Origin of the sequence: Microbacterium allomyrinae (assembly GCF_020682705.1) — a bacterium.
GTDB lineage: Bacteria > Actinomycetota > Actinomycetes > Actinomycetales > Microbacteriaceae > Microbacterium > Microbacterium allomyrinae.
The window spans coordinates 407,608-431,239 of record NZ_JAGTTN010000002.1 but is presented as its reverse complement, the minus strand read 5'-3'; the positions used below and the strand labels follow the sequence as shown (position 1 = coordinate 431,239).

Below are 23,632 nucleotides of genomic sequence, written 5' to 3'. Positions count from 1 at the left end.
TCCCGCATGACTGCGAGCGAACGATCCGGTTCCCTCACCTATCTGGCGCGGCTCGGCTTCAGCCGGCTCGCCGAGGCGGACGGTCTCCTCGATGAACTCGAGACGGATGCCGGTGTTCCGCGCTCGGCAGCACTCGAGGCCGCGGCGCACGCCGCCGATCCAGACGAAGCGCTCATCGGGTTGACCCGACTGGCGCGGCGCGACGCAGCGGTCGTTCGCCAAGCGCGTGCCGATCCCCAGGCGTGGCGCGCCCTGTGGGCGCTCCTGGGTGCATCCACCGGCTTCGGAGAGTTCTTCCTCCGGCATCCCGCCGAGGTGGCACTGCTGGCGGATGCCGGGCCCACCCTGCCCTCCGCCGGCCAGATGCGCGAGAGCCTGCTCGACTCCGTCGACGCTGTCGAGGGATTCGCCTCCGACAGCAGCGAGCACGCCTGGGTCGCTCTCCGAGTGCGCTACCGGCGGATCCTCGCCCGCATCGCGGCGTACGATCTGCTGAGCGCGTCGCCGGTCGACGAGATCGCGGCGGTGTCCGCGGCTCTGGCAGATGCCGCGGGCGCGGCGCTGGAAGCGTCCCTCGCCGTCGCCCGCACACGCGTGTCGGGCGGAGTCGCCGGGGCTGGCCTATTCCCGCGTGACCAGGTCGCCCGCACGGGACTGGCGATCATCGGCATGGGCAAGACCGGCGCGCGTGAGCTGAACTACGTGAGCGACGTCGACGTGATCTTCGTGGGCGGCGCCGACGACGCCACCACCGCCGAGCTCGGCGAGAGCCGCGTCGTCGACATCGCCACACGACTGGCCGTGCAGACGATGCGGGGCATCTCGGGCATCGAGATCGAACCACCGTTGTGGGAGGTCGACGCGAATCTACGGCCCGAGGGCAAGCAGGGCGCTCTCGTTCGCACGCTCGATTCGCACCTCGCCTACTACGACCGATGGGCGAAGAGCTGGGAGTTCCAGGCGCTGCTGAAAGCGCGCCCGATCGCCGGCGACGAGACGCTGGCCGCGGCGTACGTCGAGGCCGTGCAGCCGAAGATCTGGACAAGCGCTGCACGAGAGAACTTCGTCGACAGCGTTCAACGCATGCGCGAGCGCGTGACCGAACATATCCCCGCCGAAGAGGTGGCGTACCAGCTCAAGCTGGGGCCGGGCGGCATCCGCGACATCGAGTTCACCGTCCAGCTCCTGCAGCTCGTGCACGGCCTCAGCGACGAGCGCATCCGCCAGCGCGGCACTCTCGACGCGCTCGATGCGCTGGTCGCCGAAGGCTATATCGGCCGAGCCGAGGCATCCGTCTTCTCGCGGGATTATCGGATTCTGCGACTGCTCGAGCACCGGGTGCAGCTTCGCCACCTCCGTCGCACTCATCTGATGCCGTCCCGACCGGACGATCTGCGTGTGCTGGCGCGGGCCAGCGGGCTCGCCGAGACGGCCGACGGCATCTGGAGCCTGTGGGAGTCGGTCAAGCGCGAGGTGCGCGACATCCACGTCCGGCTGTTCTATCGTCCGCTCCTGTCCGCCGTCGCCGCCCTCTCGGCCGACGAGCGCGGGCTCTCGACTGCGCAGGCGCACGACCGCCTCGCGGCGATCGGCTTCACCGACCCTGCCGGCGCGCTCCGTCACATCGCGGCGCTCACGAGCGGTCTGAGCCGCAAAGCCACGATCCAGCGTCACCTCATGCCGGTGATGATCCGGTGGTTCGCCGACGGCGTCGACCCCGACTACGGCCTGCTCACGTTCCGTCGTCTGAGCGAACGACTCGGCGACACGCACTGGTTCCTGCGGATGCTGCGCGATTCATCCGGCGCGGCCGAGAGCCTGTCCCGAGTGCTCTCGGGCTCGCGGTACGTCGGAGAGCTGATGGAGTGGATCCCAGAGTCGGCCGCCTGGCTCGACGACCCCGATCTTCTGCGACCGCGCTCCGGACTCGCGCTGCAAGAAGAGGCGCGTGCCATCCAGATGCGCCACGACACGGTGGACGAGGCGATGCGGGCAGTGCGCGCACTCCGGCGGCGGGAGCAACTGCGGGTCGCGATGGCCGCGATCCTTGGCACAGTGACCATCGAAGAGGTCGCGGAGGGGCTCACCACGATCACCGATGTGACGATCCAGGCGACACTGCGCGCGGTGCGACGCGACACCGTGCCCCCCGAAGACGCAGCTCTGGACTTCTCGGTGATCGCGATGGGCCGTTTCGGTGGAGCGGAACTCGGCTTCGGGTCGGATGCCGACGTCATGTACGTGTACCGGGCCAACGGCGTCGATCCGCAGCGAGCCCACGAACTGGCGCTCAAGATCGTGTCGGCACTGCGGACTTACTCCGAGGACCACCGCGTCCCGCTGGACCTCGACGCAGACCTGCGTCCGGAAGGTCGCAACGGCCCCATCGCACGCTCGCTCGACGCATATGCGGAGTACTACCGCCGGTGGTCGCTGTCGTGGGAGGCACAGGCGCTGCTGCGTGCGCGTGGCGTCGCGGGAAGCGTCAAGCTGATCCGTGCGTTCATGGAACTCGCCGATCAGGTGCGCTATCCGGCTTCCGTCGACGACAAGGCCGTGCGCGAGATCAAGCGCATCAAGGCGCGCGTCGAGAACGAGCGCCTGCCGCAAGGCGTCGATCCCGCACGCCATCTCAAACTCGGCCCCGGATCGCTCAGCGACGTCGAGTGGCTCGTCCAGATGCTGCAGCTCGAGCATGCGCACAGCGTTCCGACGATGCAGACGACCTCGACCTTGGGAGCGTTGCGCGCCGCAGAAGAGGCGGGGATCGTCGCCACCAACGCCGCAGACCGGCTCGCGGAGGCCTGGCGCCTGGCAAGTCGTCTGCGGTCGGCGAACACGCTGCTGTCAGGACAGACGAGTGACGTCCTCCCGGTCGATCGCAAGAAGCTCGACGGCATCGGCCGACTGCTCGAGTACCCGCCGCGGTCGGCGACCGCGGTCGAAGAGGACTACCTCGGCACGACACGGCGCGCGCGCCGCGTGTTCGAGAAGCTGTTCTACGGCTGATCGGCCGACCCAATAGACGTCGGCGCGCGCATCCCACGCGCAGATGCAGAAAGGGGCCCTGGTCTCCCAGGGCCCCTTCTCACATCCGGTTACGGCTCAGACGCCGAAGTACAGCTCGGAGTTTCGCCGGGTTCGCGGTGGGTGGCGGTGGGTGGTGTCTCCCGCGTGATTCCGCGGTTTCCACGTTGTCCGCGAGTGTCGATGATGGGGGGGTTGTGGGACTTCTGCGGACTTTCTGCGGACCTCCACGAGACGTCTGCGGACCTACTCAGGCGTGAACCAGTTGTAGTCGGACTTCGGCTCGACGGAGGTGTCGGACGCTACAGCAATCGGGATGTTGGGAGTCACGAGCAGGCTCACCCAGCCGGCTGCCGTGTTGACTCGTAGGAAGCCACAATCACCGCCGGAGACGATGTCGGCGATCTCCCGCTCGACGTGGTCGGCGCGGAGTTGTGTCGACTCGTAGACCTCGCCGCCGTAATGGATCTTCACGCGCATCGGATGCGAACTACGCGCGTCGGATCGGCAGATCGTCGATGCGGCCTTCATCAGAGAGAGCGAGTCCGATCTGTTGGATGCCGAACGAGAGGAAGTGAACAGCCTTGGCCAGTTCGGCAACGGCTGGATCCCGGTGCGTCTTCAGCTGGACGGCGATCGCTGTCGCCGTGTGGCATTGCTGGATGCCTTCGAGGATGAGTTCACGCCAGCTGCTGACCATCGGATCAGCCGATCGTCGACATCACGTCGACCGGCTCGAGATGCTCGATCACCAGCGGGATGCTCGGCGTCACCACGAGGCTGATCCATCCGCCATTCGTGTTCACGCGGTACGCGCCGCCACCGTCCGCGATGAGGTCGACGATGTCGCGCTCTGCCTGCTCGGCGTCGAGTTCCATCGGTTCGTAGGTCGTGCCGTTGTAGTGGATCTTCACACCCATGGTTCGGGCCCCCATTCAAAGGTTCGGATCCCGCCACTGTAGCCATCGGCTCCGACGTTGTTCGGGACGCGTGCCGCCGCGGCTGCGTGCTCACCGGTCAATCATCGGTGGCGTCGTCGTCGGTGATCTTTGTGAGCAGATCGAGCTCGATCGTCAACAGCTCGGCGGGGAGGTCGATGCCCAGATCGTTGGCGGCCGAGTTGACGTAGCGCATTGCTGCGTCAGCGACGAGGGAGACATAGAACTCCGGAGGGTGGTCTCCGGAAGCCAGCAGTGATCGACTTGCGGCGAAGAGCTCTCTCTGCGCCGCGGTCTCCTCGCTCGGATCGGTCTTGGCGTCGTCGTACCGCACAGCCGCGGACAGCACAGCCTGCAGTCGCAACCTCACCTCGAGTTGGGCCGCGTAGTCATCGGTCATGACGTCATCCTGCCAGGGGGGGCACTGACGCCTCCCAGAATCACGCGGCGGCGTGGCGGCGCTTTGCGTGTGTGCTGATGACGCCGCGGGACAGCCCGAGGAGGCGCCCGATCTCGAGCGTACTTACGCCGTCGCGCAGCATCGCATCAATCTGCGCTTGCTGGAAGGGTGACAGTGTGGGCTCGAACGCGCCCGGCATCTTGATGTGCTCGTTGCCGAGGACGTCGACAAGGTACGAGACGTCTTCTCGGAAACACGTTGTCACGAACCAGAGGTAACCGGGAAGGTCCTTGCGGTGCCGGGTGCGGAGATACACCTCGAGCGTCTCCGGCAGATCCCAATGCTTCGCCCGTCGCGGGACTTCCTCCGTCGGATAGTCGGTGAACATGTTGCGGGCGTGCACACGCCAGCGTTCCTCCACCAGGTACGACAGATTTCTGGTGGTCTGCACGTTGGCGGACAGAATGTCGGCGACCTGCGACCATGGCAACTCGTCGTAGTAGCGGAGGGCGATGAGAACCTTGTCGCGTCGAGGCATGATCTCGAAGAAGTCGACCAGGTCGCGGCGGATGATCTGTGCGACAGGCGTGTCGCCGGGGGCATGGAGCGATGTCCGGAAGTCCTTGGCATCTTCAGTCGCGGTTTCGTCGAGAGAGATTGCGCCGACGCCCTTGCTCCCTGCGCGATTGAAGAACTCGAGCACAGCCTGCTTCACCCGGTGCTTGAGAAACGCCCAGAACAGCGGTCCTTGTTCGTCGTCGCGAAGGATCTGCTTGCTCGCGCAGATCGCGTCCCATTCCGCGGCCAGCGTGACGAGTTGCATTGCCGCGATCTGTTGTAGATCCTCGACAGAACATAGGCAGTTGCCGCGCCTCGCGATCCCGCGGTAGTTGTTCACGATGTGCCCGTTCACCACGGGGAGATAGCGGGAGATGATCTGGTCGGTTGTCGCGGCGGTCCAGACGATGTCGTTCTGCTTCGTCGTCACTTCCACTCCGCCGTTCCCCGCGGCTTCATCGCTTCATGTCGGGGCATGTGAGGCTGCAGCGGTGCTGCGAGCGGGGTCCCGAGCTCAAGGGATGTTGCCGACTCGATCTCGTTAGTGTGCATTCCACTACTCCCACTCGTTGATCGTGCGGGAGACCTGCGCCATCAGCACACCCGTCTTCGGATTCGGCACCCACCGATCCCACTCGCTCTTATCGAGACGAACTTTCGCAACGGCTTCGAGCTGCGGGGTGCCGAATGCGTTCTTGAGCGCGTTGGCCTGCGCGAGTCCCGCGGCCTCACCGTTCGCTGTCGCCATGCTGATGAACCGGGACTTGTCGGCCGCCGATGCGGACTCGTACGCCTTGGTGTACTCGTTCGCGGACACCGCTCCCTGCTCAGCGAAGATCCGTTCAGCCTCGGCTTTGATGTCGGGCGGCATCCCCACCAGGCGCGCCTTCATCTCGTCTGCGGCCGCGATGGTCGCTTCCCCGTCGGTGAGGTAAGCCGACCAGTCGAACGAGGTTGCGCCTTCCTCGGTCTGTGTGAAGTAGCCGCCCGCGTCGACCGCGGCGTTTCGCCACGCCTCGGCGAGGCTCTCGAGCTTCTGCGTGCTGAGGAACTCCGTCGAGTTGTACAGGTCACGGGCAAGCTCGGACTGCTTGATGACGGACTCGAGCTCGGTCTTGACGTTCGATAGCGCGTCTTTCTGCTCCTGCCAGGCTGTGAGGTCGACGTCGCCGGCGGCGCGGTCGAGGCGTGCCAGTTCGTCGTTGATCGCGCTGAGCATGCTGCGGGAGTCGGAGAGGTTCGACCCAGACAGCGCCTTCACGAGATCCTCGAACGGGACCCTTGCCGTCCGGGCGGCGTCACGTGCCTCGTCGATGTTGGTGCCGAGGTCGACGAAGTTGTCGGCGATCTTCTCGACCGGGTTGCGGGCCAGGCGCTCCGAGCCGAGGTAGGTCAGGAGTTCCTCGACCCGCTCGGCGATCGGGAGCTTGCCGCCGTTCTCGTACATCGTGGACGCGAGATCGACAGCCTTCTCACGGGCGTCGGCGAGCTTCTCCTGCGCGGCCTGCGCGTTGCTCAGGACCGTGCCAATCACGGCGGCGACCGCGATGCCTGCGGCCGCTCCTGCGGGGCCGAAACCCTCGAACGCGTTCGCGATCACTTCCTGTACGAAGTCGGCGACGTCGTCGAACTCTCCCGAGAACGACGCTGCTGCTTCCTTGCCGGACTGTCGCGCTTCATCCTTGACCGTCGACAGACCCTCGCCGATGTCCTGCGCGGAGTCCTTGCCTGAGCGGCCCATCCGCTCGAGGTCGCGACGGGTGGTGTCGATCTCTTCAGAGAGCTTCTCGGTCGCCTTCTGCGCGCCCTTGAGGTCGGTCTCCAGCTGCTCGGGGCCGCGGCTCCGCCCGAGTGCGAGCAGCTCTCGCTGCGCGTCCTCGAGCGGGTCGATGACGCCGGACTCGATGCCCTGCTTGAAGGCCTTCGTCTCGGACGCGATGCCAACGGTGTAGCCCTTGGCCATGTCAGGCGCCCGCCTTCTCGAAGGTCTCTGCGACCGTGCGATAGGTGGTCTGCATCCACAGCGACGAGGCACGCGGGATGAACGCGTACGCGGCCGGGTGGAATACGTTGCCGGCGCGGCGCGGCCCGCCGAACGCGTTCCCGAGCCGGCGCCTGTAGGTGCGGCCCTTGCGCTTCACGGTGATGACCTTGTTCTCGTTCGCGCCGAACTCGGCACCACCCTTGAGCAGGTCGGCGGGCGTGCCGTGCACCTTGCTGATGTGCGCCGACTTGAGGGTGACGTTCGTGTCGGTGACGCTCACCCGGGCCGTGTCGACGAGCACGCGGGTCTGCAGTCGGGTGCCGGTGCGATGCGTGATCTCCTCACGCCACATCGGCTCGACGTTGGCGCGCGTGTGCCTGCGGTTCTGCGCGGCGACTTCCCGGTCGAGCGACTGCGCCGCTTGGATGAGCGTCGACAGGTCGCGGGAGACGAGCAGTGAGATGCGGCCCGTCATTATTCCGCCTCAGGCGGGGCGGGCAGCGGAGGACGCCCGGTGATGACAGTGAGCGTGATGTTCCACGCCGGGTAGGTATCGCGGTGCATGACCTTGTCGGCGGTCGTCCATCCGATTCGTGAGTGCGCATCGATACGGCCGATCACCTCAGTCACGGCATCGTCGAGCGCGTTCTCTGCTGCGGCGATGTCGGTGTGAGGGTCGAGCACGGAGAGTACGACCTGGTGCTCGAGGTTCCCGATTGGGGCGGCGGCCAGGTGCTCGATGCGAGTGTGCTGCAGCACGACGGTCGTCACGCTCAGCGTCTCGGGGAAGCGCTGCTCGGGGATGACGAGCCAGTCGTCGGGCAGGTTCAACTGCTCGACGAGATAGGCGCGAACGGTCTGGTCATCGGACACGGGGCTTGCCTCGCTTAGGTCGAATGATGGCCTTCACGTGCCAGTCGAGCGGGTGCGGGCGCATGACGAAGTCGCCACCGTCTCCGATGCCGCCGGTGGTGTCCACGCGGCCTGCGTTCCAGAGGTTCTGCACCTGCCGGAGTTGCGCGTACGCATAGCGGGTGGGGATGCTCGACGGCGACTCCGGGACGAGATAACCGTCCACCCAGGCGACGTCGACCGCGGGAAGGGAAGGGGCGTAGGCGATGACCTGATCCTGGGCGACCTCGAGCAGCGCGTCGAGCGTGTCGTCGCTGATCGTGTCAGCGTCGGTCCACTCTTCGCGCAGCGTCTCGGGGGTATGCCAGGTGGCCATCGTCTACGCCCCTGTGGGTCAGGCCGCGACGGTGACGGAGCGGACCGCGGCGGCGTTGTTGACCATGACCGCCCAGTAGGCGAACACGGCCGGGTCGAACGCGCCGTGGTGGGGATCGATGCCCTCGACACGGATAGGCGCTTCGCCGCCGAGCTCGTGGAACGTGAGCGCCTCGTTCGCGCCGACAATGACCTTCCCGGTGCCGACCGCGCCGGGGAGGATCTTGAAGCCCTGCAGGGATCCCTCCTCGAGTCCGAAGCCGGCGTTGAGGTACTCGAGTACGTCGTCCTTGGGCGACAGGATGATGTCGCGCCACAGCTCCGGGGAGACGACCGCGAACGACGGCGCGTTCTCGGTGCCGATGACGTCGAGCGCACCGTCCACGATCGCGGCGAGGCCCTTGGCGATGCCGGACGGGACGGTGCCAGGTGCGGTCACGGTCGCGTTCGCGATGATCGCGGCCAGCGCCTTCGCGTCGGTCTTGCGGGCGGTGTCCTCGACCATGTGGTCGAAGTAGCTCGCGATCACGCCCTGGTCGTTGAAGTCCAGGTACCGGCGGTCGATCTTGTGACCACCGGCGATGCGCGCGGCATCCGCGGTCACCTGCTTGGTGTCGATCGCGTTCGACGGGATCTCGGCCGTGTTGCCGGCGTAGTCGCCGACGACCGGCTCCTTGCCGTCGTCCCACTGCCACCCGATGACCTTGTACGAGGTGAGGACGCCGTGGGAGAGCAGCGGCACGAACCGGCGGGCGTAGCGGCGACGCTTCCACAGCTGCCCGACGTACGCCGGAGTCTGCACGTCCGCGCCGATCGTGACGGTCGTCGGGCCGGCGTGCTGGATGGTGGAGATCGCGAACAGCGCGTCGCCGCCGGCGTACGGCTTCACGGCGTCGGCGTTGCCGGACTTGAACGCGGCGACGGCCGCGAACAGGCCGTCGGCGGTGGTGAGGTCCTTCTTCGGTGCGGCCGGGGGCGTGAGGCCATCCGGCACGACAGCAGCAGATGCGGTCATGTCTTCCTTCTTCTCTTCGGGGGTGGCCTCGGGGGTCTGGAGCTTCTCGATCACGGCGTCGGCGATCCGGTCGACGAGGTCATCGCTGATGTCGTCTTCCGTGATCGGGTCGAGCGCGGCGAACAGGGCGGCGGACTGGAACGCACCTGCGGGGACGACTGCGGCACCCCGCAGGTGCGCTGTCACAGCGTTGACGCCTCGACGTACCAGGCCGCGGAGTTCGGCGCTCAGTGACGGGCGTGGCATCGCCTGGGCGGCGGCGAGCAGCGCGTCACCCTCCGGGGTGCGGGCGATCTCGAACTCTGCCACCACGCCGGCGTCGGTGTCCTCGAGGCTGACGGCGCGGCCGCGGGGTTCGAGCTGGTCGTGTCCGTCGTTGAGAGTCACGATCGACGGGTCGGCGGGCAGCGTCACGCTGCCCTTCGCGAACATCACCGGCTCAGTGCCGTTCACGGACGGGCTGGACAGTTCCCCGTACGGGATCAGCAGGCCGCGGATGCGTCGTTTCGCGACGTCCACGGCGAACAGTGCATCGGTCATCTCAGTCCTCCTGTGGCTGGGTGATCGTGGGCGCGGCGGTGGCGCGGCGACCGGACTGGTCGAAGCGGATCACCCGGCCGGCGGGGGACACGTCGTCGAGCGACAGGCGTGCTTCGATCGGCGAAGTCCACATCGGCAGCGAGTAGTCGTCGAACTCGTTGCGCTTCGACTCCTGCGTGGAGTACGTCAGCGACGCGGTCGACTGCGATCCGTCCAGCAGCGCGGCCGGCATCCCGACGAGACGGGCGATATCGAGCACGGCGGCATTGCGACCCTCGACATACAGGTCGGTGTTCACGGTGCCGTGCACGCGCACCTCGACACGGTTGTCAGTGAACCCGACCGCGCCGGTCGGCGACGTGCGGGCCGCGGCCCACGTGTCGATGAGGTCCTGGATCTCGTTGTCCGGCTCGGTGTCTTCCTCATCGGCGGGCTCGCCGTCGGTGAGTTCGTCGTCAGTGACCTGGTGCAGCTCGATCAGCGGGATCGGGTTCTGCGCCCGCCCGATCCATGCCCGCTCAAGCGCCCGGTATCCCTTGATCGTGGACGCACCGCACGCGAGGATCCCGCCGGACCCGTTGCCGGGGATGAGGATGATCTGCTCGGCGGACACGGTGCGGCCGTCGACGAGGACCTGGCCGTGGTCGTTGGCCTCCCATCGTTCCCAGGGGACACGGATCCCGTCGGTGATCTGCCCGCTCTTGTCGCGGTCGACCGCCCATGCGGACCAGTCGTAGAAGAACAGGTCGTCGAACGTGTACGCGGCGCGATGCCAGGGGCTGATCCCGGTGGCGGTGTTCTTGAGCCATCCGGGCGTGGTGTCGGTGTTGCCCTGGAACTCCTTCAGCGGCATCCCGGCGATGATGCCGATGTAGATGTCGCGGGCCTTCTTCAGCGCGGGGATCTGCATCGCCGCTTCCCGCGACACCTCGCCCAGCTCGCCGGTGAAGTACTCCGAGAACGTGACCTTCGCGAGTGTCGAGGTCTGGTTCGGGGACTCCAACCCGAACGCGACTGGCGCAGCCTGGACGAAGTCCATCAGCTGCACCGGTCTGCGGAATATCTTGTCGAACCACGCCACATACGAAGCGTCAGTCCGGCTTATGCGCGCTGAAAGCGCGGAGCAGCTACGGCGTGTCGGCGTGTTTCGCGAGGTTCGATGTCGCCTGCGTCGCGCCCGGGTGCGCGCGCTTCTCGTGCGCCCTGGCCGCCTGCCACGCGTCGCGCTTCGTGAACCGGAACGCCGACCAGTGCGGGCAGTCCGTGCACGTCACGACGACGCTGATCTTCGTCGCGTCGAGACGGATGCGGCTGGTCATGCTGCCGCGACCACGGCCTTCATGCGCCGCTTCGGTTTCGTGCTGTCGTAGTGCAGCAACGCCAACGCCCATGCTTCGACTCCTGTCACATCGTCATCCGGCTTCTTCGGGTCCCGGCCGACCAGCCATCCGCGGTCACCGGCCTTGCGTTTCACGGCCTTGTGCACGGCCTCGTTGAGCTCAAGTTGCCGGGACCAGTGCACGACGTTCTCCCGGTCGACCTCGTCCACGATCAGCGACGCGGCCTTCTTCACGTCGACGAAGTGGTACGCCTCGACGCGGGGGCGAGGGTTCTTCTGCATCAGCTTCGACACGATCAGCGCGGCCACCTGCGAGCCGGCGTCATGCACGATCGGGACCTTGTACTTCCGCGCCAGCCGCAGCAGCGCGGGCGCGGCGTCATCAATCCCGGTGATGCGGTCCAGCAGCATCCCCACCGCACGGCCCTCGTCGTCGCGCCACCCGGCCATGATCGACACGCACAGCTGGTCCGGGTGCGGGGCGAACGACAGCGACCACCGCTCCGGCAGTGGCACCCTCGCCGGGTCCCCGTCAACACCGGTGCGCGCCCACTTGAGCGCGTCGAACAGCGACACCGTGCCGCCCTCGTCGCCGAATATCCCGCCATACTCCGCGATGAACACCAGGCGCGGCAGCGTCTCGTAGCGCTCGTGGATGACCTCGGCGGTCGTGAGCGTCCCGATGCCGGGGTGGGATGCGAGCACGAGCGGCTCGATCGCCTCCCACGTCGACAGGTCCTCGTCCTGTACCCGGTCGGGCATCGCGTACTCCACGATTCCTGCGCGGCCCGCCCTGCCGAGTTCGAGCCACTCCCACAGCATGTTCCCGGTGCGGTACTTCCCCGCCGTCCCGGCGACGACGACCTGCGCGTCCCGGCGGGTGTCGAGCGTCGGCATCGCCGCGGCGAGCGTGTCCTCCACCTTCTGCGGGTCCGCCTCGCCCGCCTCGTCGAGGATGATCAGGTCGAACGCCTCACCACGGAGATCCTCGATCGACGACAGCCACTGCACGATCCCGCCCGAGCCGGGGAACTCGACCCGCTCCTGCCCTGCGGACTTGATGACCTTGCACGGCACCGCGGACCGCTCGAGCGCCGGCACCACGTCCTTCAGGAAACGGGACCGTCCAGCCTTGCCCGTCGTCAGCGTGAGGATCCCGACACGGTAGTCCTCCCGCGACTCTGCCCGCCCTAGCCCGATCGCGATCAGCGTCGTCGACTTCGAAGACCGGCGCGGCAACAGGCACGCGTTCCGCTGCCGACCCGCGGCGAGCGCATCGACCACGACGAGCTGCTGCGGCCGAGGTGCCCGGCCCGTCATCGCCCGCTCGCCGAAGAACCGCAGCATCGTCGCGCCGCGGAGGAACTCGCGTCGGTCCCGCTCGGTCGTCACGAGCTCCGACACGTGCAACGGCGTGAGCGCTTCGGTGCGCAGCGCGAGCCAGCCCTCCTCGCCGAACAAAAAGTCGCCTGTGAGGGCCATGCCCGGGGGTTGTGAAGGCCCTCTCAAAGAAGCGGGGGTCGGGGTCGTTGTCGCGGATGCTGTCGCGTCATCGCGGCGCTCAGCGTTGCGGTGCTGGTGGCAGGGCGCACCGTCACGGGTGCGGCGTCGGCATGTGCCGCCGGTCTTGTTCGGCTGGTCGCATCGGTTCGTCACCATGTCGGGAGGCCTCTCGCTCGTCGGGACTGGGCGTTGGTGTGCAGTGCGCCGATGCGGCCGCCCGCTGAACGGTTCTCCCGACGGTGCTGCGGGCCGAGGTTGTCGAGGTCATGGGATCCGCCTCGGCTGGCGTCGATGCGGTGGCCGACGTCGAAGCGTTGCTCGGGGGTGATCGGCCCGCCGCATCCGATGCACTGCACGGCGATCCCGGACTTCAGTCGCTGGTTCGTCGCGGTCCGGATGATGCGGGCGTTTCGGACGTACGTCGGGTGCTTGTGGTGACTGGTCATGATGCCCTTTGCGAATTGTCCACAGGCTCTGGTGAGGTGCTTGCGTTGGTGATGTTCTTCCTCTTGTGTTCCTGGTATTCCTCTGTGGTTCCTTCTAAGGGGTACGTCGGGCGTACCGCTGAGGGGTACGCCGGGCGTACCCCAACAGGTACGTCGGACGTACCCCTGAGAGAGTCGTTCGACGTACCCCTGGGGGGTCGGTGAGTGGTCCTGACCCCGGGGTTATCCACAGGGGTCAGGGGTACGTCAGCCGTACCCCTGCGCGGAGCGGCTCGCCGGGGCTTTCGGAGTCGCTTTCGGTACTCGTCTGTGGTCTGCGAGACGGGCACGTTGAGGACGATCGCGAACTCGGCTCGGTGCCCGTTCCCGCCCTGCCTGACGCGCTCGATCGCGCCCAACGCGACGAGGCCCTGGATCGCGACCTTGACGCGCTGGAATGCCGCCGTGCGCTCACGATCGACCTCGTCGCATCTGGGGTCGTCGGGTGCGACAGCGTCGGGAACGATACGGCCGAGCGCGAGCGCTGAGGACTCGCGAGAGTCGAAGTAGAGCGGGGGAGTGTCGTTGTCGAGCGCGGTCAGCGACATGTACACGAGGAGGTCGAACTCGGTCTGGCTGAGCACAGGCACGTGCGCTCGATAGCTGAACGTTCGGCCGACGAGATTAGCGCCCATACGGGCTCCTTCCGAACGCGATCCTGACCCGCGGGAGTGAGCGCTCCGGCGGGTCAGGATGCTGGTGTTCGTCGTCACACATCCCCGAGGGTCAGATGTGCATCGACGTCGGTACGGCGGCGCAGGATCCGGGGCGGGGCGGGCAGCTGGGCGGCGAGCTCGATCAGTCGAGACGCGAAGGCGAGAGCCGCGGGCTGGTCCAGTTCCAACGGGTACGTGTTGACGAACAGCACGTGGCTCGGGTTGAGCGTCCCGGCATCGCGGCCGAGCACGACGTTCTCGGCGGCCTCACGACGGTTGGTGCCCTCCTCTGTGTACTCTCCACGTTCGAGAAGCGCGTTCGCGAGGTTATCGGCCTCGTGCAGGCGCAGCGGGATGCGTTGCGCGCCGGGGAGCACGAGGTCGACCACGGGCTGGCCGTCAAGCTCGCCGCGTTGGACGGCGATCTGGCCGCCAGCAAACCGGGCGTCGACGACGGTCACAGTGCCGCCTCCACGGCGTCGACGAGCTCCTGCATGAGTGCGATCGCCTCGCGCGCGGATGCAGTGCCCTCGGCCTCGTGCTCGAGAGCGAAGTACGGTCGGGGGTCTTCGATCATGATGGTGCCGTCGAGGTACACGCCGTGAATGGAGACGCGCGCGCTCGCGTTCTCGAGCACGTACGTCACCAAGACGCCCTCGGTCGGGGCAGGGTCGATGTCGAAGATCTCCACATGATCCGCCCATGCGGGCTTGGCTGCAGTGATGGCGGGGTTCGCCGCGATGAACGCGGCTTCTGCCGCGGCCGCGGCTGCGAAGACCTGGGCGGTATGGCTCCGTACGGTGATCGAACGTAGGGCTCGGCCTTCCGGGATATCGACGATCTCACGCGGGATCCAAGAGCCGCGCGAGACCATGAGGTAGCCGGATGTGGTCCGGGCGAGGCCGTTCTGCGTGGTCATATCGATGCGACGGATCGATGCGAGTTCCCGGTCAAACCAGCCCTCGTCAGTGCGCTCGCGCCCCACACGGGTGCCATCCGGTCGATAGAAGTCGGCAAACCAGTGCGATTTTCCGTTCTCGATGTCGAGGCGCGCCTGGTCCTCGTCGATGCGAAGGTCTCGGAACAGGTCGACCCGTTCCTCCGCCTCCATGAACAACGGGCCGCCCGTCACGACGATCTGGAAGGCACCCGCCTCGAGCTCGCGCAAGCAGTGAGCGACCTCCTGCGCGACTTCGTCGACGATCGGGCTCGTGTCTGCGATGATGGACATGATTTCTCCTTCAAGGGTGGGATCTTCGCCCTCGGGCTCGGTGGCCGCCGAACCGGGGGCATTCTTCTCATCTGCGCAGTACGCGCAGCTCTCGACCGCGAACGTCTGCTCACGGATATGCGCGTCGTGTGCTCGGCGCGTCACTGGTCGGCCTTGAGGGTCGCGAAGTACTCGCCGGCGCTCGGGCTGTACTGGATGTCCAACTGGCTCGTGATCGCCTTCGAGGTTGCCCGTGAGACCCTCAAGGGCTCGCCGCCATTGATCGCGATCGTGTCGGTCATCGCGGCAGCGGCCACGGACTTCTCCGCGCGCCGCGCCGTCGGATCGTTCACCATCAGGCGTCCTTCCTCACGGTCAGCTGCCAGCGGGTGGCGCGATTGCCGACCCGCGACGTGCCGGGAGTCGGATGTGCTCCGACAAGCCCTCGCCGCACGCACGCTGCGCGTGCGGTACGGACCCGCTGAGGGGTCACGCGCGGCACTCCGGGGAAGTGCTCCACACGGGACTCGTACAGCGCGACGATCACGTCATCCGTCGACGCCCCCGCCACACGGAGGATGTCGAGCACGACGACCTCGACCTTCGCCTTCGTCTCCGCGTCGATCGACGCGTCCGCCTCCACCGAGAGACCGTCGAGGACAGCAGGGCGTGCACGGGTGCTCACGACACCTCCGCGAACGCGGCGTCGATGAACGCTTCGAGGTCGGCGCGCCGGACGACCACGCGACCCCCGAGCTTGGCTGCCTTGAGCTGCTTCGTGTTGATGAGCCATCGGACCGCGTCCACCGAACGGCGCAGCTTGGCTGCCACCTCATCGACGAACAACAGATCTGGTGCGTCGTTATCCTGCATCACTTGCTCCCTCCATGCCACGGCCAGATTCGTGTCGATTCGGGCCACACTGCGTTGATCTGTGCTTTCACAACACAGTATGCCCGATTGCTCCCGACGAGCGCAACCGCCGCGCTAGTGTGTCTCTATGGCACATGAAGGCTCCGAGGAGACGATCGGGAAGCGCTTGGCGCGCTATCGCAAACTCGCGGGGTTCAGCGCCCATGAACTCGCAGAGCGGGCAGGACTCACGCGATCCGTCATCGCAAATATCGAGAACAACCGGCGCACCGACATCACCGTTTCGGAGGTGATCGCGCTAAGCCAAGCGCTCGATGTGCCTCCACTCGTACTTATGCTCCCGGTGGATCGCCCCTTCTCCCACCACGTCGTGGGCAAGTGGGCATACAGCGTCGGGAAGCTCACGCAGATGTTTCGGGGGGCGTCATCCTCAATGTCGACAGGCGCGTCGGCACGTGCGACGGCGGTATTGAGGACAGCCGTATCGCTCTACGGAGCGGACGCACGCGTTGACACGATTCGCCAGAAGATAGTCGACACCGCGAGAGCGTGGGGGTTTGGCGACCGGTTGCCCGAGATCGCGAGCGCGTTGGACTCTGGCGAGTCATTCGGCTGGCGGGTGGGTCTGGATTTGCGCGAAGCGGTGGCACGCAGGGACGAGACTCGCGCAGTCGAGATCGACGAAATGTTTCGAGACCACGATGCCGCTGTGGCGAACTACCTGTCGCTTGCGCTCGCGCTCCAGGAGTTGACGGGGGAGAAGCAGCCCGACCCGCGGTCGACCAAGGGACTATTGCCAAGCATTGAGGACGCCCAGCCGGAGAGAACGCACGCTGATGGCGAGCATCAAGCAGCGCCCTGATGGGAAGTGGCGCGCCCGCTACCGGGGGCCAGACGGCCAGGAGTACGCGAAGCACGCGAATCTGAAGCGGGATGCGCAGACGTGGCTTGACGAGGCCACGGCGGCGATGCAGGCCGGCACGTGGGTGAACCCGACGACGTCGAAGATGACGGCGGGGGAGTGGCTCGATACCTGGCTCGCCGGGTACGCGTCGAACAAGCCCCGGACGCTCCGAGCGGCGGAGGTTCACGCGAAGCTCATTCGCGCGAAGTTCGGTAGCCGTCAGCTGCGCACGATCCGCCCGTCCGATGTGAAGGCGTGGACCGCGGAGCTTCAGAAGACCTATGCGCCCAGCTACGTTTACGCCCTGCACCGTCGCCTGAGCCAGATTCTCTCGGATGCCGTGCACGACGGCGTGCTGGTCAAGAACCCTTGCTCCAGGCGCACGTCACCGCCTGCTCCGAAGCAGAAGCCGTACGTGGCCACCACGGAGCAGGTGTGGGCACTGCACGACGCCCTGAAACCCGGATACCGGAACGTGGTGCTCCTCGGAGCGTTCGCGGGTCTGCGCGCCGGCGAGATGTCCGCGCTCGACATCGACGACGTCGACTGGGAGTCCGGCGTCATCACGCCCGAGGTGCAGCACGACGACGAGGACCTCAAGAGCGACCTCTCGGGAACGTCGATCCCGATCCCGCTCGAGCTCGCGAAGATGCTGCGCCAGAACGTCGGCACCCGGAAGGTGGTGCCCGGAGTGTTCGGCCGCGGAGTGACCGCCTACCAACTGAACCGCGTCTGGGACGAAGCCCGCGTCAAGGTGAAGGGTCTCCCGCCGGGGTTTCGGATCCACGATCTGCGGCACTACTTCGCGTCGATGCTGATCGCGGCAGGCCTCGACGTGAAGGTCGTGCAGGCCCGGATGCGGCACGCCTCCGCGACGGTCACGCTCAATACGTACGGGCATCTGTGGCCGGACACTGACGACACGTCGCGCGCCGCCGTCGCGGCCGTGCTGGGCGCGCGAAAGAGCCCCCCGAGCGCGGACTCGGAGGGCTCTTCGTCAGATTCTGCGGACTAAACGCGGACTAGAGGCCGCTCAACCCGCGGAATCCCGCGCCAGAAGGCTAGACGCCGAAGTACAGCTCGTACTCGAACGGGTGCGGGCGCGCGGCGAGCGGCTTGATCTCGTTCTCGATCTTGTACTCGATCCAGGTCTCGATCAGCTCGGGCGTAAAGACGCCACCTGCGAGCAGGAAGTCGTGGTCGGCCGCAAGGGCATCCAGCGAGTCCAGCAGCGAGTTGGGAACCTGGGGGATGTTCTTCGCCTCCTCGGGGGGAAGCTCGTACAGGTCCTTGTCGACCGGCTCGTGCGGCTCGATGCGGTTCTTGATGCCGTCGAGGCCGGCCATGAGCTGTGCAGCGAACGCGAGGTACGGGTTACCCGACGCATCCGGCGCGCGGAACTCGATGCGCTTCGCCTTGGGGTTCGATCCCGTGATCGGGATGCGGATGGCGGCAGAGCGGTTACCGGCCGAGTAGACCAGGTTGACCGGAGCCTCGTAGCCCTTGACCAGACGCTTGTAGCTGTTCACCGTCGGGTTGGTGAACGCGAGCACGGCGGGAGCGTGCGCGAGCAGACCGCCGATGTACCAGCGTGCGACGTCGGAGAGCCCGCCGTAGCCCGTCTCGTCGTAGAAGAGCGGCTTTCCCTCGCTCCACAGCGACTGGTGCACGTGCATGCCCGAGCCGTTGTCGCCGAAGAGCGGCTTGGGCATGAACGTCGCCGTCTTGCCCCACTGCTCGGAGGTGTTCTTGACGATGTACTTGAACTTCAGGATGTCGTCGGCCGCGTGCACCATCGTGTCGAAGCGGTAGTTGATCTCCTGCTGACCGCCCGTGCCCACCTCGTGGTGCGAGCGCTCGAGCGTGAAGCCGGCTTCGATGAGCTTGAGGGTGATGTCGTCGCGGAGGTCGGCCGTCTTGTCGACCGGGCTGACGGGGAAGTAGCCGCCCTTGTAGGGCGTCTTGTTTCCGAGGTTTCCACCCTCTTCGACCCGACCGGTGTTCCAGGCGCCCTCTTCGGAGTCGACGGAGTAGAAGCTCGAGTTCTGCTTCACTTCGTAGCGGACGTCGTCGAAGATGTAGAACTCCGCCTCGGGGGCGAAGAAGGCGGTGTCGGCGATGCCGGTCGAGGCGAGGTACTTCTCCGCCTTCTTGGCGACCTGGCGCGGGTCCTTGTGGTAGATCTCACCCGTGCGCGGGTTGTAGATGTCGAAGATCATGATGAGAGTCTTCGCTTCGCGGAACTGGTCGATGTATGCAGTCGACACGTCAGGGATCAGCTGCATGTCGGACTCGTGGATGTTCGCGAAGCCGCGGATCGAGGAGCCATCGAAAAGCTGGCCGACGGTGAAGAACTCTTCATCGACGGTCGAAGCGGGGATGTTGAAGTGCTGCTGTACACCGGGAAGATCCGTGAACCGGATGTCGAGGAACTTCACGTCCTCGTCCTTGATGAACTTCAGCACCTCGGATGAATCTTTGAACATGAAGACTCCAGAAGTAGGGCACTCGGGACCGTCCGCGCGAGGCGCGGACTTCTCTGGCAAGTTACCCGTAGGGCATTGCCCGGTAGTGTCACCTATGTTTCCGGCATGTTACGGCCCGCTGGATACGCTGGTGAGGTGACCCAGAGCGCAGAGACGTATCCCGGAGAACGCCTCGGTCTGCCCCGCGAGGGTGCAGGCTCGATCGGCCGTATCGGCAGGCGCGTCGGCGCCCTGTTCATCGATTACGGGGCGGCGTACCTGATCTCGGGGTTCTTCGGCTGGGATCCGCTCGCGATCCTCGCCATCTTCGCCGTGATCCAGATCGCGTTCCTGCCGACGCTGCAAGGGAGTCCCGGGCATCGCCTCTTCGGTATGCGCCTCGCGCGGCTCGACGGAAGCTGGGTCGGGCTCTGGCGTCCGATCGTGCGCACCGCATTGCTGATCGTCGTGATCCCCGCCGTCATCTGGGACGCCGATCAGCGCGGGCTGCACGACAAGGTCGTGGGCACCGTCCTCATCCGGTCGTAGCGACGCAGGCTGCGCCCGTCGGCCGCGAGACGGACACGCGCCCGTTCAGCGAGGACGCGGCGCGCGCGCCTTCGTCGGGTCGATGCCCTTGGGGATCGGCAGCGACGTGAGCGTCTGCGACACCGAGTCGATGCGCTTGATGACCGCGGCCATCGTCGAGCGATCGATCTTCGTGGGAAGCCCCTTGATCGTCGACGACAGCTTCGCGATGGTGACCTCGTCGTCGCCGTGCCCGACGTAAAGGACAGTGACGGGCACGCCCGACGCGACGCGCTGGACCTTGGAGCGCTCGTCGTTCACGAGACGTGTGAGACGACCCCGGGCACCTTCGCCGATGATCACGACGCCGCCACGACCGACGGCGCGGTAGACGGCTTCCTGCGTCTTGGGGTTGATTCCCACGGGCATCTCGCTGGCTACCCACTTGCGGCCGAGTGACGTGGAGAGCACGTGCCCGGCGGCCCCCGGCATCCCGTCGATCCGCTGGTACATGGCGCGCGTAGAGAGGCGCGTCATGGTCATGAGCGAGGCGAGGATGCCGAGCATAAGGCCGGTGACGCCCCACAGGATGATGCTCCAGATCGCGACGGGGGGCAGCGCGAATCCGACGCCTACGCCGGCAGCTATGCCGAGGATCAGGATGCCGACCAGAAGGTACGGCAGCCAGGGGAACGCCTTCTGCGTGAAGGTGTAGAGGGTGCGAAGCTGCGAGAAGAAGCCGGGGCGCTTCTCGGGTGCGGTACTGCGGGCGGCCATACCTCCAGCCTACCTTTCCGGGACGGTCTTCTCCGGCTCCTCCCCAGCCGGCGGCCGAGCCTGTTCTCCCACAGCTTGCAACGGATCCACGGACGACGGCATCCGGGCGATCCAGACTGGCACCCGTGACGAACGACGACGGTCTCCTGCGCACGCCGTACCGCACGGTGCGCGCCGTCCGCGCACCCGAAGACGGCCCCTGGCCCGGCTCGCTGGTCCGCACCTCCTCCGGTGAGGCGCGGGTGCTCGTCGATGCGGCAGTGCTCGGTGCTCGATGGCGGGGATGGGATGCCTCCTCCTCAGGCCACCTTCTCGCGCCCCTGGATCTCGCGAGGCGCGTCGACGGGCACGACGTCGTGCTCCCGGTCTGCACGGAGCGGGTCGAGGACTTCCTCCGTCGGCGCGCCTCCCGTGCACCGCTGACCGCAGGCGAAGCCGTGACCGTCGGGGTGAGCATCCTTCGCGGGTGCGCGGATGTCATCAACGTTCCCGAGACGACAGGGGAGTGGTGGCTCGACGACGCCGGGCGACCACTGCTTGCAACGGATGCCTCGGACCGCCGTGCCCTCGAGGCCGCCGCGAGTGCGCTGCGCAGCTTCGTGGTGCCCGCGCGCGTCGAGCGCGCGTGGGACGCCGCCATCGGCGCAGTGACGAGGGAACGCATGACGGCGCGGGGCCTCGCGGACGCCGAAGAAGAGCTGTTCGCCGCAGCGGCACCGGAGCCGCTCTCCACGTTGACTCTCAGCCCTCGCACTGCGCTGGACGTCGGCGCCGCCGGACGGGATGGCGCCGTTTTCGAGACCGACCCGCCGCGGTCCCTGTGGAGCAGCCTGGTCGGGCGTGTCGACTCCGACCTCGCCGACACCGTGTCGATCGCCACGACGGCGCTGTGGCGGCGGATGCGCGTGCGAACGAGCTCCCGCAAAGCGCCGTGGCTCGTGGGCGGCGTCGTTGCGGCGGCAGTGCTCGCGGGAGGGGCGCTCTGGCCGGCCGCGGGAGGCGTCGCCACGGTCGGTCCGGCGACGCCTACGGCGCCGGTCGAGGCCGCTGCGGACGACTCACCGGATTCCGGGGATTCACCGTCTGCACCTCACGCCGACCCGGATTCCGCAGCGGTCGAGACAACGGCAGGCGACGGGGACGTGCAGTCGATGGATCTGGCCGCCGTGGTGGCAGCGCTCCTTGATGAGCGCGCGGACTGCAACGGCGACACGGAATGTCTCGCCGGACCCCTCGCCGATCCCACTGCGCCGCTCGGTACCGGCGCGATCGACCTTCCCGCGGGGGAGCGCACCGTCACACTCCTGGACGATTTCGGAGACGTCGCCGTAGCCCGGGTGGACGCGGCCGAGGCGTCGCATCCGGCTCAGCTCGTCGTGATCATCCGCCGGAACGAAAGATGGCTGCTGCGCGACGTGCGTGACGTCGCGCAGCAGCCATAGATCGGTGCTGCGAGTGGGCTCAGATGCCGAGCTGGCCTTCGAACGCGGCCGCCTCGAGACGGGTCTTGACCGCACCGAGGAACCGCGCCGCGTCGGCGCCGTCGATCACACGGTGGTCGTACGACAGCGCGAGGAAGACATACGAGCGGACCGAGATCGCATCCTTGCCGTCGACCGAGACCACGCCGGGCCGCTTCACGACGACACCGGTTCCGAGGATCGCGGACTGCGGCAGGAACACCACGGGGGTGTCGAACAGCGCGCCACGCGAGCCGGTGTTCGTCAACGTGAACGTGCCGCCGGCCAGCTCGTCGGGCTTCAGCTTGTTGTCACGCGTGCGCGCGGCGAGGTCCGCGATCTCGTGAGCGATCTGAGCCAGGTTCTTGGCGGCGGCGTCCCGGAGCACCGGCGTGAGCAGCCCGCGCTCGGTGTCGACGGCGATCGAGAGGTTCTCGCTCGCCGGGTAGACGATGTCGGTGCCGTCGACGGTCGCATTGATGACGGGGTAGGCCTGCAGTGCCTCTGCCGCCGCCAGCGCGAAGAACGGCAGGAACGACAGCTTGTCGCCGGTCTTGGCCTGGAAGTCGCCCTTCACCTTGTCGCGGAACGATGCGAGCTTGGTGACATCCACCTCGACCACGCTGGTGAGCTGAGCGGTGGACTGCATCGATGCGACCGCGCGCTCGGCGAGCACCTTGCGCAGGCGCGACATCGGCTGGGTCGTGCCACGCAGCGGCGAGACCTCGAGCGGTGCCGGCGCAGCGGGCGCGGCAGCGGCAGCGGCCGGCGCCGATGCGGCCTCGGCGGCCTTCAGGACGTCTTCCTTGCGAATGCGTCCTCCCACTCCGGTTCCCTTCACCGATGCGAGGTCGACACCCTGCTGCTGCGCCAGACGGCGCACCAGCGGGGTGACATAAGACGCGCCGTCGATCTCGTCGATCGGCGAGGGAGCGGCGGGTGCCGGAGCAGCGGCAGCGGGTGCCGGAGCGGGCGTCGGGGCGGCAGCGGGTGCCGAGGCGGGAGCGGGAGCCGGGGCGGGAGCCGGGGCGGGTGCCGGGGCGGGAGCGGGAGCCGGGGCGGGAGCGGGTGCCGCAGGGGCTGCTGCGGGAGCCGGGGCGGCGCCCGCTTCACCGATACGCGCGAGCGTGGAGCCCACGGCGACCGTCTCGTCCTCCTGGACCAGGATCTCCTGCAGAACGCCGGCGAAAGGCGACGGGATCTCGGTGTCGACCTTGTCGGTCGAGATCTCCAGCAGCGCGTCGTCGACCGCCACTTCGTCGCCGACCTGCTTGAGCCACCGCGTCACGGTGCCCTCGGTCACGCTCTCGCCCAGTTCGGGGAGGACGACGTCCTTGCCTGCACCGGTGGGTGCAGCTGCGGCGGGTGCCGCCGGAGCCGGCTCGGCGGCCGGGGCAGCCTCAGGTGCAGCCGCTTCGGCCGGAGCCTCAGCGGCAGGGGAGGCTTCAGCGGTCTCGGGAGCGGGTGCTGCCGAAGCACCGGAGCCGTCACCGATCTTCGCGAGAATGGCGCCGACCTCGACAGTCTCGTCTTCCGCGACCAGAATCTCTTCGATCACACCGCTGACGGGCGACGGGATCTCCGTGTCGACCTTGTCCGTGGAGATCTCGAGCAGGCCCTCGTCGACCTGGACGGTGTCGCCGACGCTCTTGAGCCAGCGGGTGACCGTTCCCTCTGTGACGCTCTCACCGAGAGCAGGGAGGACCACGGAAGTGCTCATGACGATGTCTCCTTCGGAATGGA

At 67.2% G+C, this 23,632-nt stretch carries 28 protein-coding genes; 5 read left to right on the top strand and 23 right to left on the bottom strand.

The genetic code is table 11. From position 1 onward, the window contains the following. The first annotated feature begins 6 nt into the window (after positions 1–6). Positions 7–3,009 carry a bifunctional [glutamine synthetase] adenylyltransferase/[glutamine synthetase]-adenylyl-L-tyrosine phosphorylase gene (locus KEC57_RS08400; RefSeq protein WP_229384115.1) on the top strand — a complete coding sequence of 1,001 codons (3,003 nt, stop codon included), beginning with the start codon at positions 7–9 and terminating at the stop codon, positions 3,007–3,009. Positions 3,010–3,273: 264 nt separating this feature from the next. Here KEC57_RS08400 and KEC57_RS08395 read toward each other — a convergent pair whose 3' ends face one another. The 20 genes from KEC57_RS08395 to KEC57_RS08300 form a co-directional block, all read right to left on the bottom strand. Next, positions 3,274–3,507 carry a hypothetical protein gene (locus KEC57_RS08395; protein WP_229384114.1) on the bottom strand — a complete coding sequence of 78 codons (234 nt, stop codon included), beginning with the start codon at positions 3,505–3,507 and terminating at the stop codon, positions 3,274–3,276. Positions 3,508–3,517: 10 nt separating this feature from the next. Next, positions 3,518–3,727, bottom strand: a complete 210-nt coding sequence (locus KEC57_RS08390) for a hypothetical protein (protein WP_229384113.1) — start codon at positions 3,725–3,727, stop codon at positions 3,518–3,520. 4 nt (positions 3,728–3,731) lie between these two features. Beyond that, entirely contained in the window at positions 3,732–3,947 is a 216-nt protein-coding gene (locus KEC57_RS08385; protein ID WP_229384112.1) for a hypothetical protein, read from the bottom strand. Positions 3,948–4,044: 97 nt separating this feature from the next. Beyond that, a complete protein-coding gene (locus tag KEC57_RS08380) occupies positions 4,045–4,365 on the bottom strand; it encodes a hypothetical protein (protein WP_229384111.1) in 321 nt (106 codons plus the stop codon). A 40-nt stretch (positions 4,366–4,405) separates the two neighbouring features. Further along, the gene (locus KEC57_RS08375) at positions 4,406–5,263 is read right to left on the bottom strand and encodes a hypothetical protein (protein ID WP_229384110.1); all 858 of its coding nucleotides are present in this window, start codon (positions 5,261–5,263) and stop codon (positions 4,406–4,408) included. A gap of 216 nt (positions 5,264–5,479) precedes the next feature. Beyond that, complete coding sequence (locus KEC57_RS08370; protein ID WP_229384109.1) at positions 5,480–6,886, bottom strand: hypothetical protein; 1,407 nt, start codon at positions 6,884–6,886, stop codon at positions 5,480–5,482. A 1-nt stretch (position 6,887) separates the two neighbouring features. Continuing rightward, complete coding sequence (locus KEC57_RS08365; RefSeq protein WP_229384108.1) at positions 6,888–7,382, bottom strand: hypothetical protein; 495 nt, start codon at positions 7,380–7,382, stop codon at positions 6,888–6,890. Continuing rightward, the gene (locus KEC57_RS08360; RefSeq protein WP_229384107.1) at positions 7,382–7,780 is read right to left on the bottom strand and encodes a hypothetical protein; all 399 of its coding nucleotides are present in this window, start codon (positions 7,778–7,780) and stop codon (positions 7,382–7,384) included. Before KEC57_RS08360 ends, KEC57_RS08365 begins: the two co-directional genes overlap by 1 nt. Continuing rightward, a complete protein-coding gene (locus KEC57_RS08355) occupies positions 7,770–8,135 on the bottom strand; it encodes a hypothetical protein (RefSeq protein ID WP_229384106.1) in 366 nt (121 codons plus the stop codon). Before KEC57_RS08355 ends, KEC57_RS08360 begins: the two co-directional genes overlap by 11 nt. A gap of 18 nt (positions 8,136–8,153) precedes the next feature. Beyond that, the gene (locus tag KEC57_RS08350; protein ID WP_229384105.1) at positions 8,154–9,689 is read right to left on the bottom strand and encodes a phage major capsid protein; all 1,536 of its coding nucleotides are present in this window, start codon (positions 9,687–9,689) and stop codon (positions 8,154–8,156) included. Between the two features lies 1 nt (position 9,690). Next, complete coding sequence (locus KEC57_RS08345) at positions 9,691–10,770, bottom strand: phage portal family protein (protein WP_229384104.1); 1,080 nt, start codon at positions 10,768–10,770, stop codon at positions 9,691–9,693. A 46-nt stretch (positions 10,771–10,816) separates the two neighbouring features. Beyond that, the gene (locus tag KEC57_RS08340) at positions 10,817–11,008 is read right to left on the bottom strand and encodes a hypothetical protein (protein WP_229384103.1); all 192 of its coding nucleotides are present in this window, start codon (positions 11,006–11,008) and stop codon (positions 10,817–10,819) included. Continuing rightward, positions 11,005–12,510, bottom strand: a complete 1,506-nt coding sequence (locus tag KEC57_RS08335; RefSeq protein WP_229384102.1) for a hypothetical protein — start codon at positions 12,508–12,510, stop codon at positions 11,005–11,007. The genes KEC57_RS08340 and KEC57_RS08335 overlap by 4 nt, the downstream gene beginning before the upstream one ends. 170 nt (positions 12,511–12,680) lie before the next feature. Then, positions 12,681–12,977: a DNA/RNA non-specific endonuclease gene (locus KEC57_RS08330; RefSeq protein WP_229384101.1), complete on the bottom strand. Its 297-nt coding sequence runs from the start codon at positions 12,975–12,977 to the stop codon at positions 12,681–12,683. Beyond that, positions 12,974–13,651 carry a hypothetical protein gene (locus KEC57_RS08325; RefSeq protein ID WP_229384100.1) on the bottom strand — a complete coding sequence of 226 codons (678 nt, stop codon included), beginning with the start codon at positions 13,649–13,651 and terminating at the stop codon, positions 12,974–12,976. Before KEC57_RS08325 ends, KEC57_RS08330 begins: the two co-directional genes overlap by 4 nt. 74 nt (positions 13,652–13,725) lie before the next feature. Next, complete coding sequence (locus KEC57_RS08320) at positions 13,726–14,133, bottom strand: hypothetical protein (protein WP_229384099.1); 408 nt, start codon at positions 14,131–14,133, stop codon at positions 13,726–13,728. Further along, a complete protein-coding gene (locus KEC57_RS08315) occupies positions 14,130–14,903 on the bottom strand; it encodes a hypothetical protein (RefSeq protein ID WP_229384098.1) in 774 nt (257 codons plus the stop codon). The genes KEC57_RS08320 and KEC57_RS08315 overlap by 4 nt, the downstream gene beginning before the upstream one ends. A 140-nt stretch (positions 14,904–15,043) precedes the next feature. Beyond that, the gene (locus KEC57_RS08310; protein WP_229384097.1) at positions 15,044–15,238 is read right to left on the bottom strand and encodes a hypothetical protein; all 195 of its coding nucleotides are present in this window, start codon (positions 15,236–15,238) and stop codon (positions 15,044–15,046) included. Next, entirely contained in the window at positions 15,238–15,567 is a 330-nt protein-coding gene (locus KEC57_RS08305) for a hypothetical protein (protein WP_229384096.1), read from the bottom strand. Before KEC57_RS08305 ends, KEC57_RS08310 begins: the two co-directional genes overlap by 1 nt. Continuing rightward, a complete protein-coding gene (locus tag KEC57_RS08300) occupies positions 15,564–15,755 on the bottom strand; it encodes a helix-turn-helix domain-containing protein (protein ID WP_229384095.1) in 192 nt (63 codons plus the stop codon). Before KEC57_RS08300 ends, KEC57_RS08305 begins: the two co-directional genes overlap by 4 nt. A 127-nt stretch (positions 15,756–15,882) precedes the next feature. On the opposite strand from KEC57_RS08300, the gene KEC57_RS08295 reads away from it, so the two are divergent. Then, complete coding sequence (locus KEC57_RS08295; RefSeq protein WP_229384094.1) at positions 15,883–16,617, top strand: helix-turn-helix domain-containing protein; 735 nt, start codon at positions 15,883–15,885, stop codon at positions 16,615–16,617. Further along, on the top strand, positions 16,592–17,674 hold the full coding sequence (locus tag KEC57_RS08290) for a tyrosine-type recombinase/integrase (protein WP_229384093.1): 1,083 nt from the start codon (positions 16,592–16,594) through the stop codon (positions 17,672–17,674). Before KEC57_RS08295 ends, KEC57_RS08290 begins: the two co-directional genes overlap by 26 nt. Positions 17,675–17,720: 46 nt before the next feature. On the opposite strand, the gene glnA is transcribed toward KEC57_RS08290, so the two are convergent. Continuing rightward, positions 17,721–19,145, bottom strand: coding sequence for a type I glutamate--ammonia ligase (gene glnA, locus KEC57_RS08285; RefSeq protein WP_229384092.1), 1,425 nt, complete (start codon positions 19,143–19,145; stop codon positions 17,721–17,723). A gap of 135 nt (positions 19,146–19,280) precedes the next feature. On the opposite strand from glnA, the gene KEC57_RS08280 reads away from it, so the two are divergent. Next, a complete protein-coding gene (locus KEC57_RS08280) occupies positions 19,281–19,673 on the top strand; it encodes an RDD family protein (protein WP_229384091.1) in 393 nt (130 codons plus the stop codon). A gap of 45 nt (positions 19,674–19,718) precedes the next feature. Here the strand turns inward: KEC57_RS08280 and KEC57_RS08275 are convergent, their stop codons facing one another. Then, positions 19,719–20,429: a DUF4191 domain-containing protein gene (locus KEC57_RS08275; RefSeq protein WP_229384090.1), complete on the bottom strand. Its 711-nt coding sequence runs from the start codon at positions 20,427–20,429 to the stop codon at positions 19,719–19,721. Positions 20,430–20,554: 125 nt separating this feature from the next. Between KEC57_RS08275 and KEC57_RS08270 the strand changes: the two genes are divergently transcribed. Further along, positions 20,555–21,871 (top strand): hypothetical protein, encoded by a 1,317-nt coding sequence (locus KEC57_RS08270; protein WP_229384089.1) that lies wholly within the window; start codon positions 20,555–20,557, stop codon positions 21,869–21,871. A gap of 19 nt (positions 21,872–21,890) precedes the next feature. Here KEC57_RS08270 and sucB read toward each other — a convergent pair whose 3' ends face one another. Beyond that, positions 21,891–23,609, bottom strand: coding sequence for a 2-oxoglutarate dehydrogenase, E2 component, dihydrolipoamide succinyltransferase (gene sucB, locus KEC57_RS08265; protein WP_229384088.1), 1,719 nt, complete (start codon positions 23,607–23,609; stop codon positions 21,891–21,893). Between the last annotated feature and the right edge of the window lie 23 nt (positions 23,610–23,632).

Excerpts from the sequence above, each read along its gene's own strand:
- KEC57_RS08400 (WP_229384115.1), top strand. The coding sequence starts at position 7 with ATGACTGCGAGCGAACGATCCGGTTCCCTCACCTATCTGGCGCGGCTC.
- KEC57_RS08395 (WP_229384114.1), bottom strand. The coding sequence starts at position 3,507 with ATGCGCGTGAAGATCCATTACGGCGGCGAGGTCTACGAGTCGACACAA.
- KEC57_RS08390 (WP_229384113.1), bottom strand. The coding sequence starts at position 3,727 with ATGGTCAGCAGCTGGCGTGAACTCATCCTCGAAGGCATCCAGCAATGC.
- KEC57_RS08385 (WP_229384112.1), bottom strand. The coding sequence starts at position 3,947 with ATGGGTGTGAAGATCCACTACAACGGCACGACCTACGAACCGATGGAA.
- KEC57_RS08380 (WP_229384111.1), bottom strand. The coding sequence starts at position 4,365 with ATGACCGATGACTACGCGGCCCAACTCGAGGTGAGGTTGCGACTGCAG.
- KEC57_RS08370 (WP_229384109.1), bottom strand. The coding sequence starts at position 6,886 with ATGGCCAAGGGCTACACCGTTGGCATCGCGTCCGAGACGAAGGCCTTC.
- KEC57_RS08365 (WP_229384108.1), bottom strand. The coding sequence starts at position 7,382 with ATGACGGGCCGCATCTCACTGCTCGTCTCCCGCGACCTGTCGACGCTC.
- KEC57_RS08355 (WP_229384106.1), bottom strand. The coding sequence starts at position 8,135 with ATGGCCACCTGGCATACCCCCGAGACGCTGCGCGAAGAGTGGACCGAC.
- KEC57_RS08350 (WP_229384105.1), bottom strand. The coding sequence starts at position 9,689 with ATGACCGATGCACTGTTCGCCGTGGACGTCGCGAAACGACGCATCCGC.
- KEC57_RS08340 (WP_229384103.1), bottom strand. The coding sequence starts at position 11,008 with ATGACCAGCCGCATCCGTCTCGACGCGACGAAGATCAGCGTCGTCGTG.
- KEC57_RS08335 (WP_229384102.1), bottom strand. The coding sequence starts at position 12,510 with ATGGCCCTCACAGGCGACTTTTTGTTCGGCGAGGAGGGCTGGCTCGCG.
- KEC57_RS08330 (WP_229384101.1), bottom strand. The coding sequence starts at position 12,977 with ATGACCAGTCACCACAAGCACCCGACGTACGTCCGAAACGCCCGCATC.
- KEC57_RS08325 (WP_229384100.1), bottom strand. The coding sequence starts at position 13,651 with ATGGGCGCTAATCTCGTCGGCCGAACGTTCAGCTATCGAGCGCACGTG.
- KEC57_RS08315 (WP_229384098.1), bottom strand. The coding sequence starts at position 14,903 with ATGTCCATCATCGCAGACACGAGCCCGATCGTCGACGAAGTCGCGCAG.
- KEC57_RS08310 (WP_229384097.1), bottom strand. The coding sequence starts at position 15,238 with ATGGTGAACGATCCGACGGCGCGGCGCGCGGAGAAGTCCGTGGCCGCT.
- KEC57_RS08300 (WP_229384095.1), bottom strand. The coding sequence starts at position 15,755 with ATGCAGGATAACGACGCACCAGATCTGTTGTTCGTCGATGAGGTGGCA.
- KEC57_RS08295 (WP_229384094.1), top strand. The coding sequence starts at position 15,883 with ATGGCACATGAAGGCTCCGAGGAGACGATCGGGAAGCGCTTGGCGCGC.
- KEC57_RS08290 (WP_229384093.1), top strand. The coding sequence starts at position 16,592 with ATGGCGAGCATCAAGCAGCGCCCTGATGGGAAGTGGCGCGCCCGCTAC.
- glnA (WP_229384092.1), bottom strand. The coding sequence starts at position 19,145 with ATGTTCAAAGATTCATCCGAGGTGCTGAAGTTCATCAAGGACGAGGAC.
- KEC57_RS08275 (WP_229384090.1), bottom strand. The coding sequence starts at position 20,429 with ATGGCCGCCCGCAGTACCGCACCCGAGAAGCGCCCCGGCTTCTTCTCG.
- sucB (WP_229384088.1), bottom strand. The coding sequence starts at position 23,609 with ATGAGCACTTCCGTGGTCCTCCCTGCTCTCGGTGAGAGCGTCACAGAG.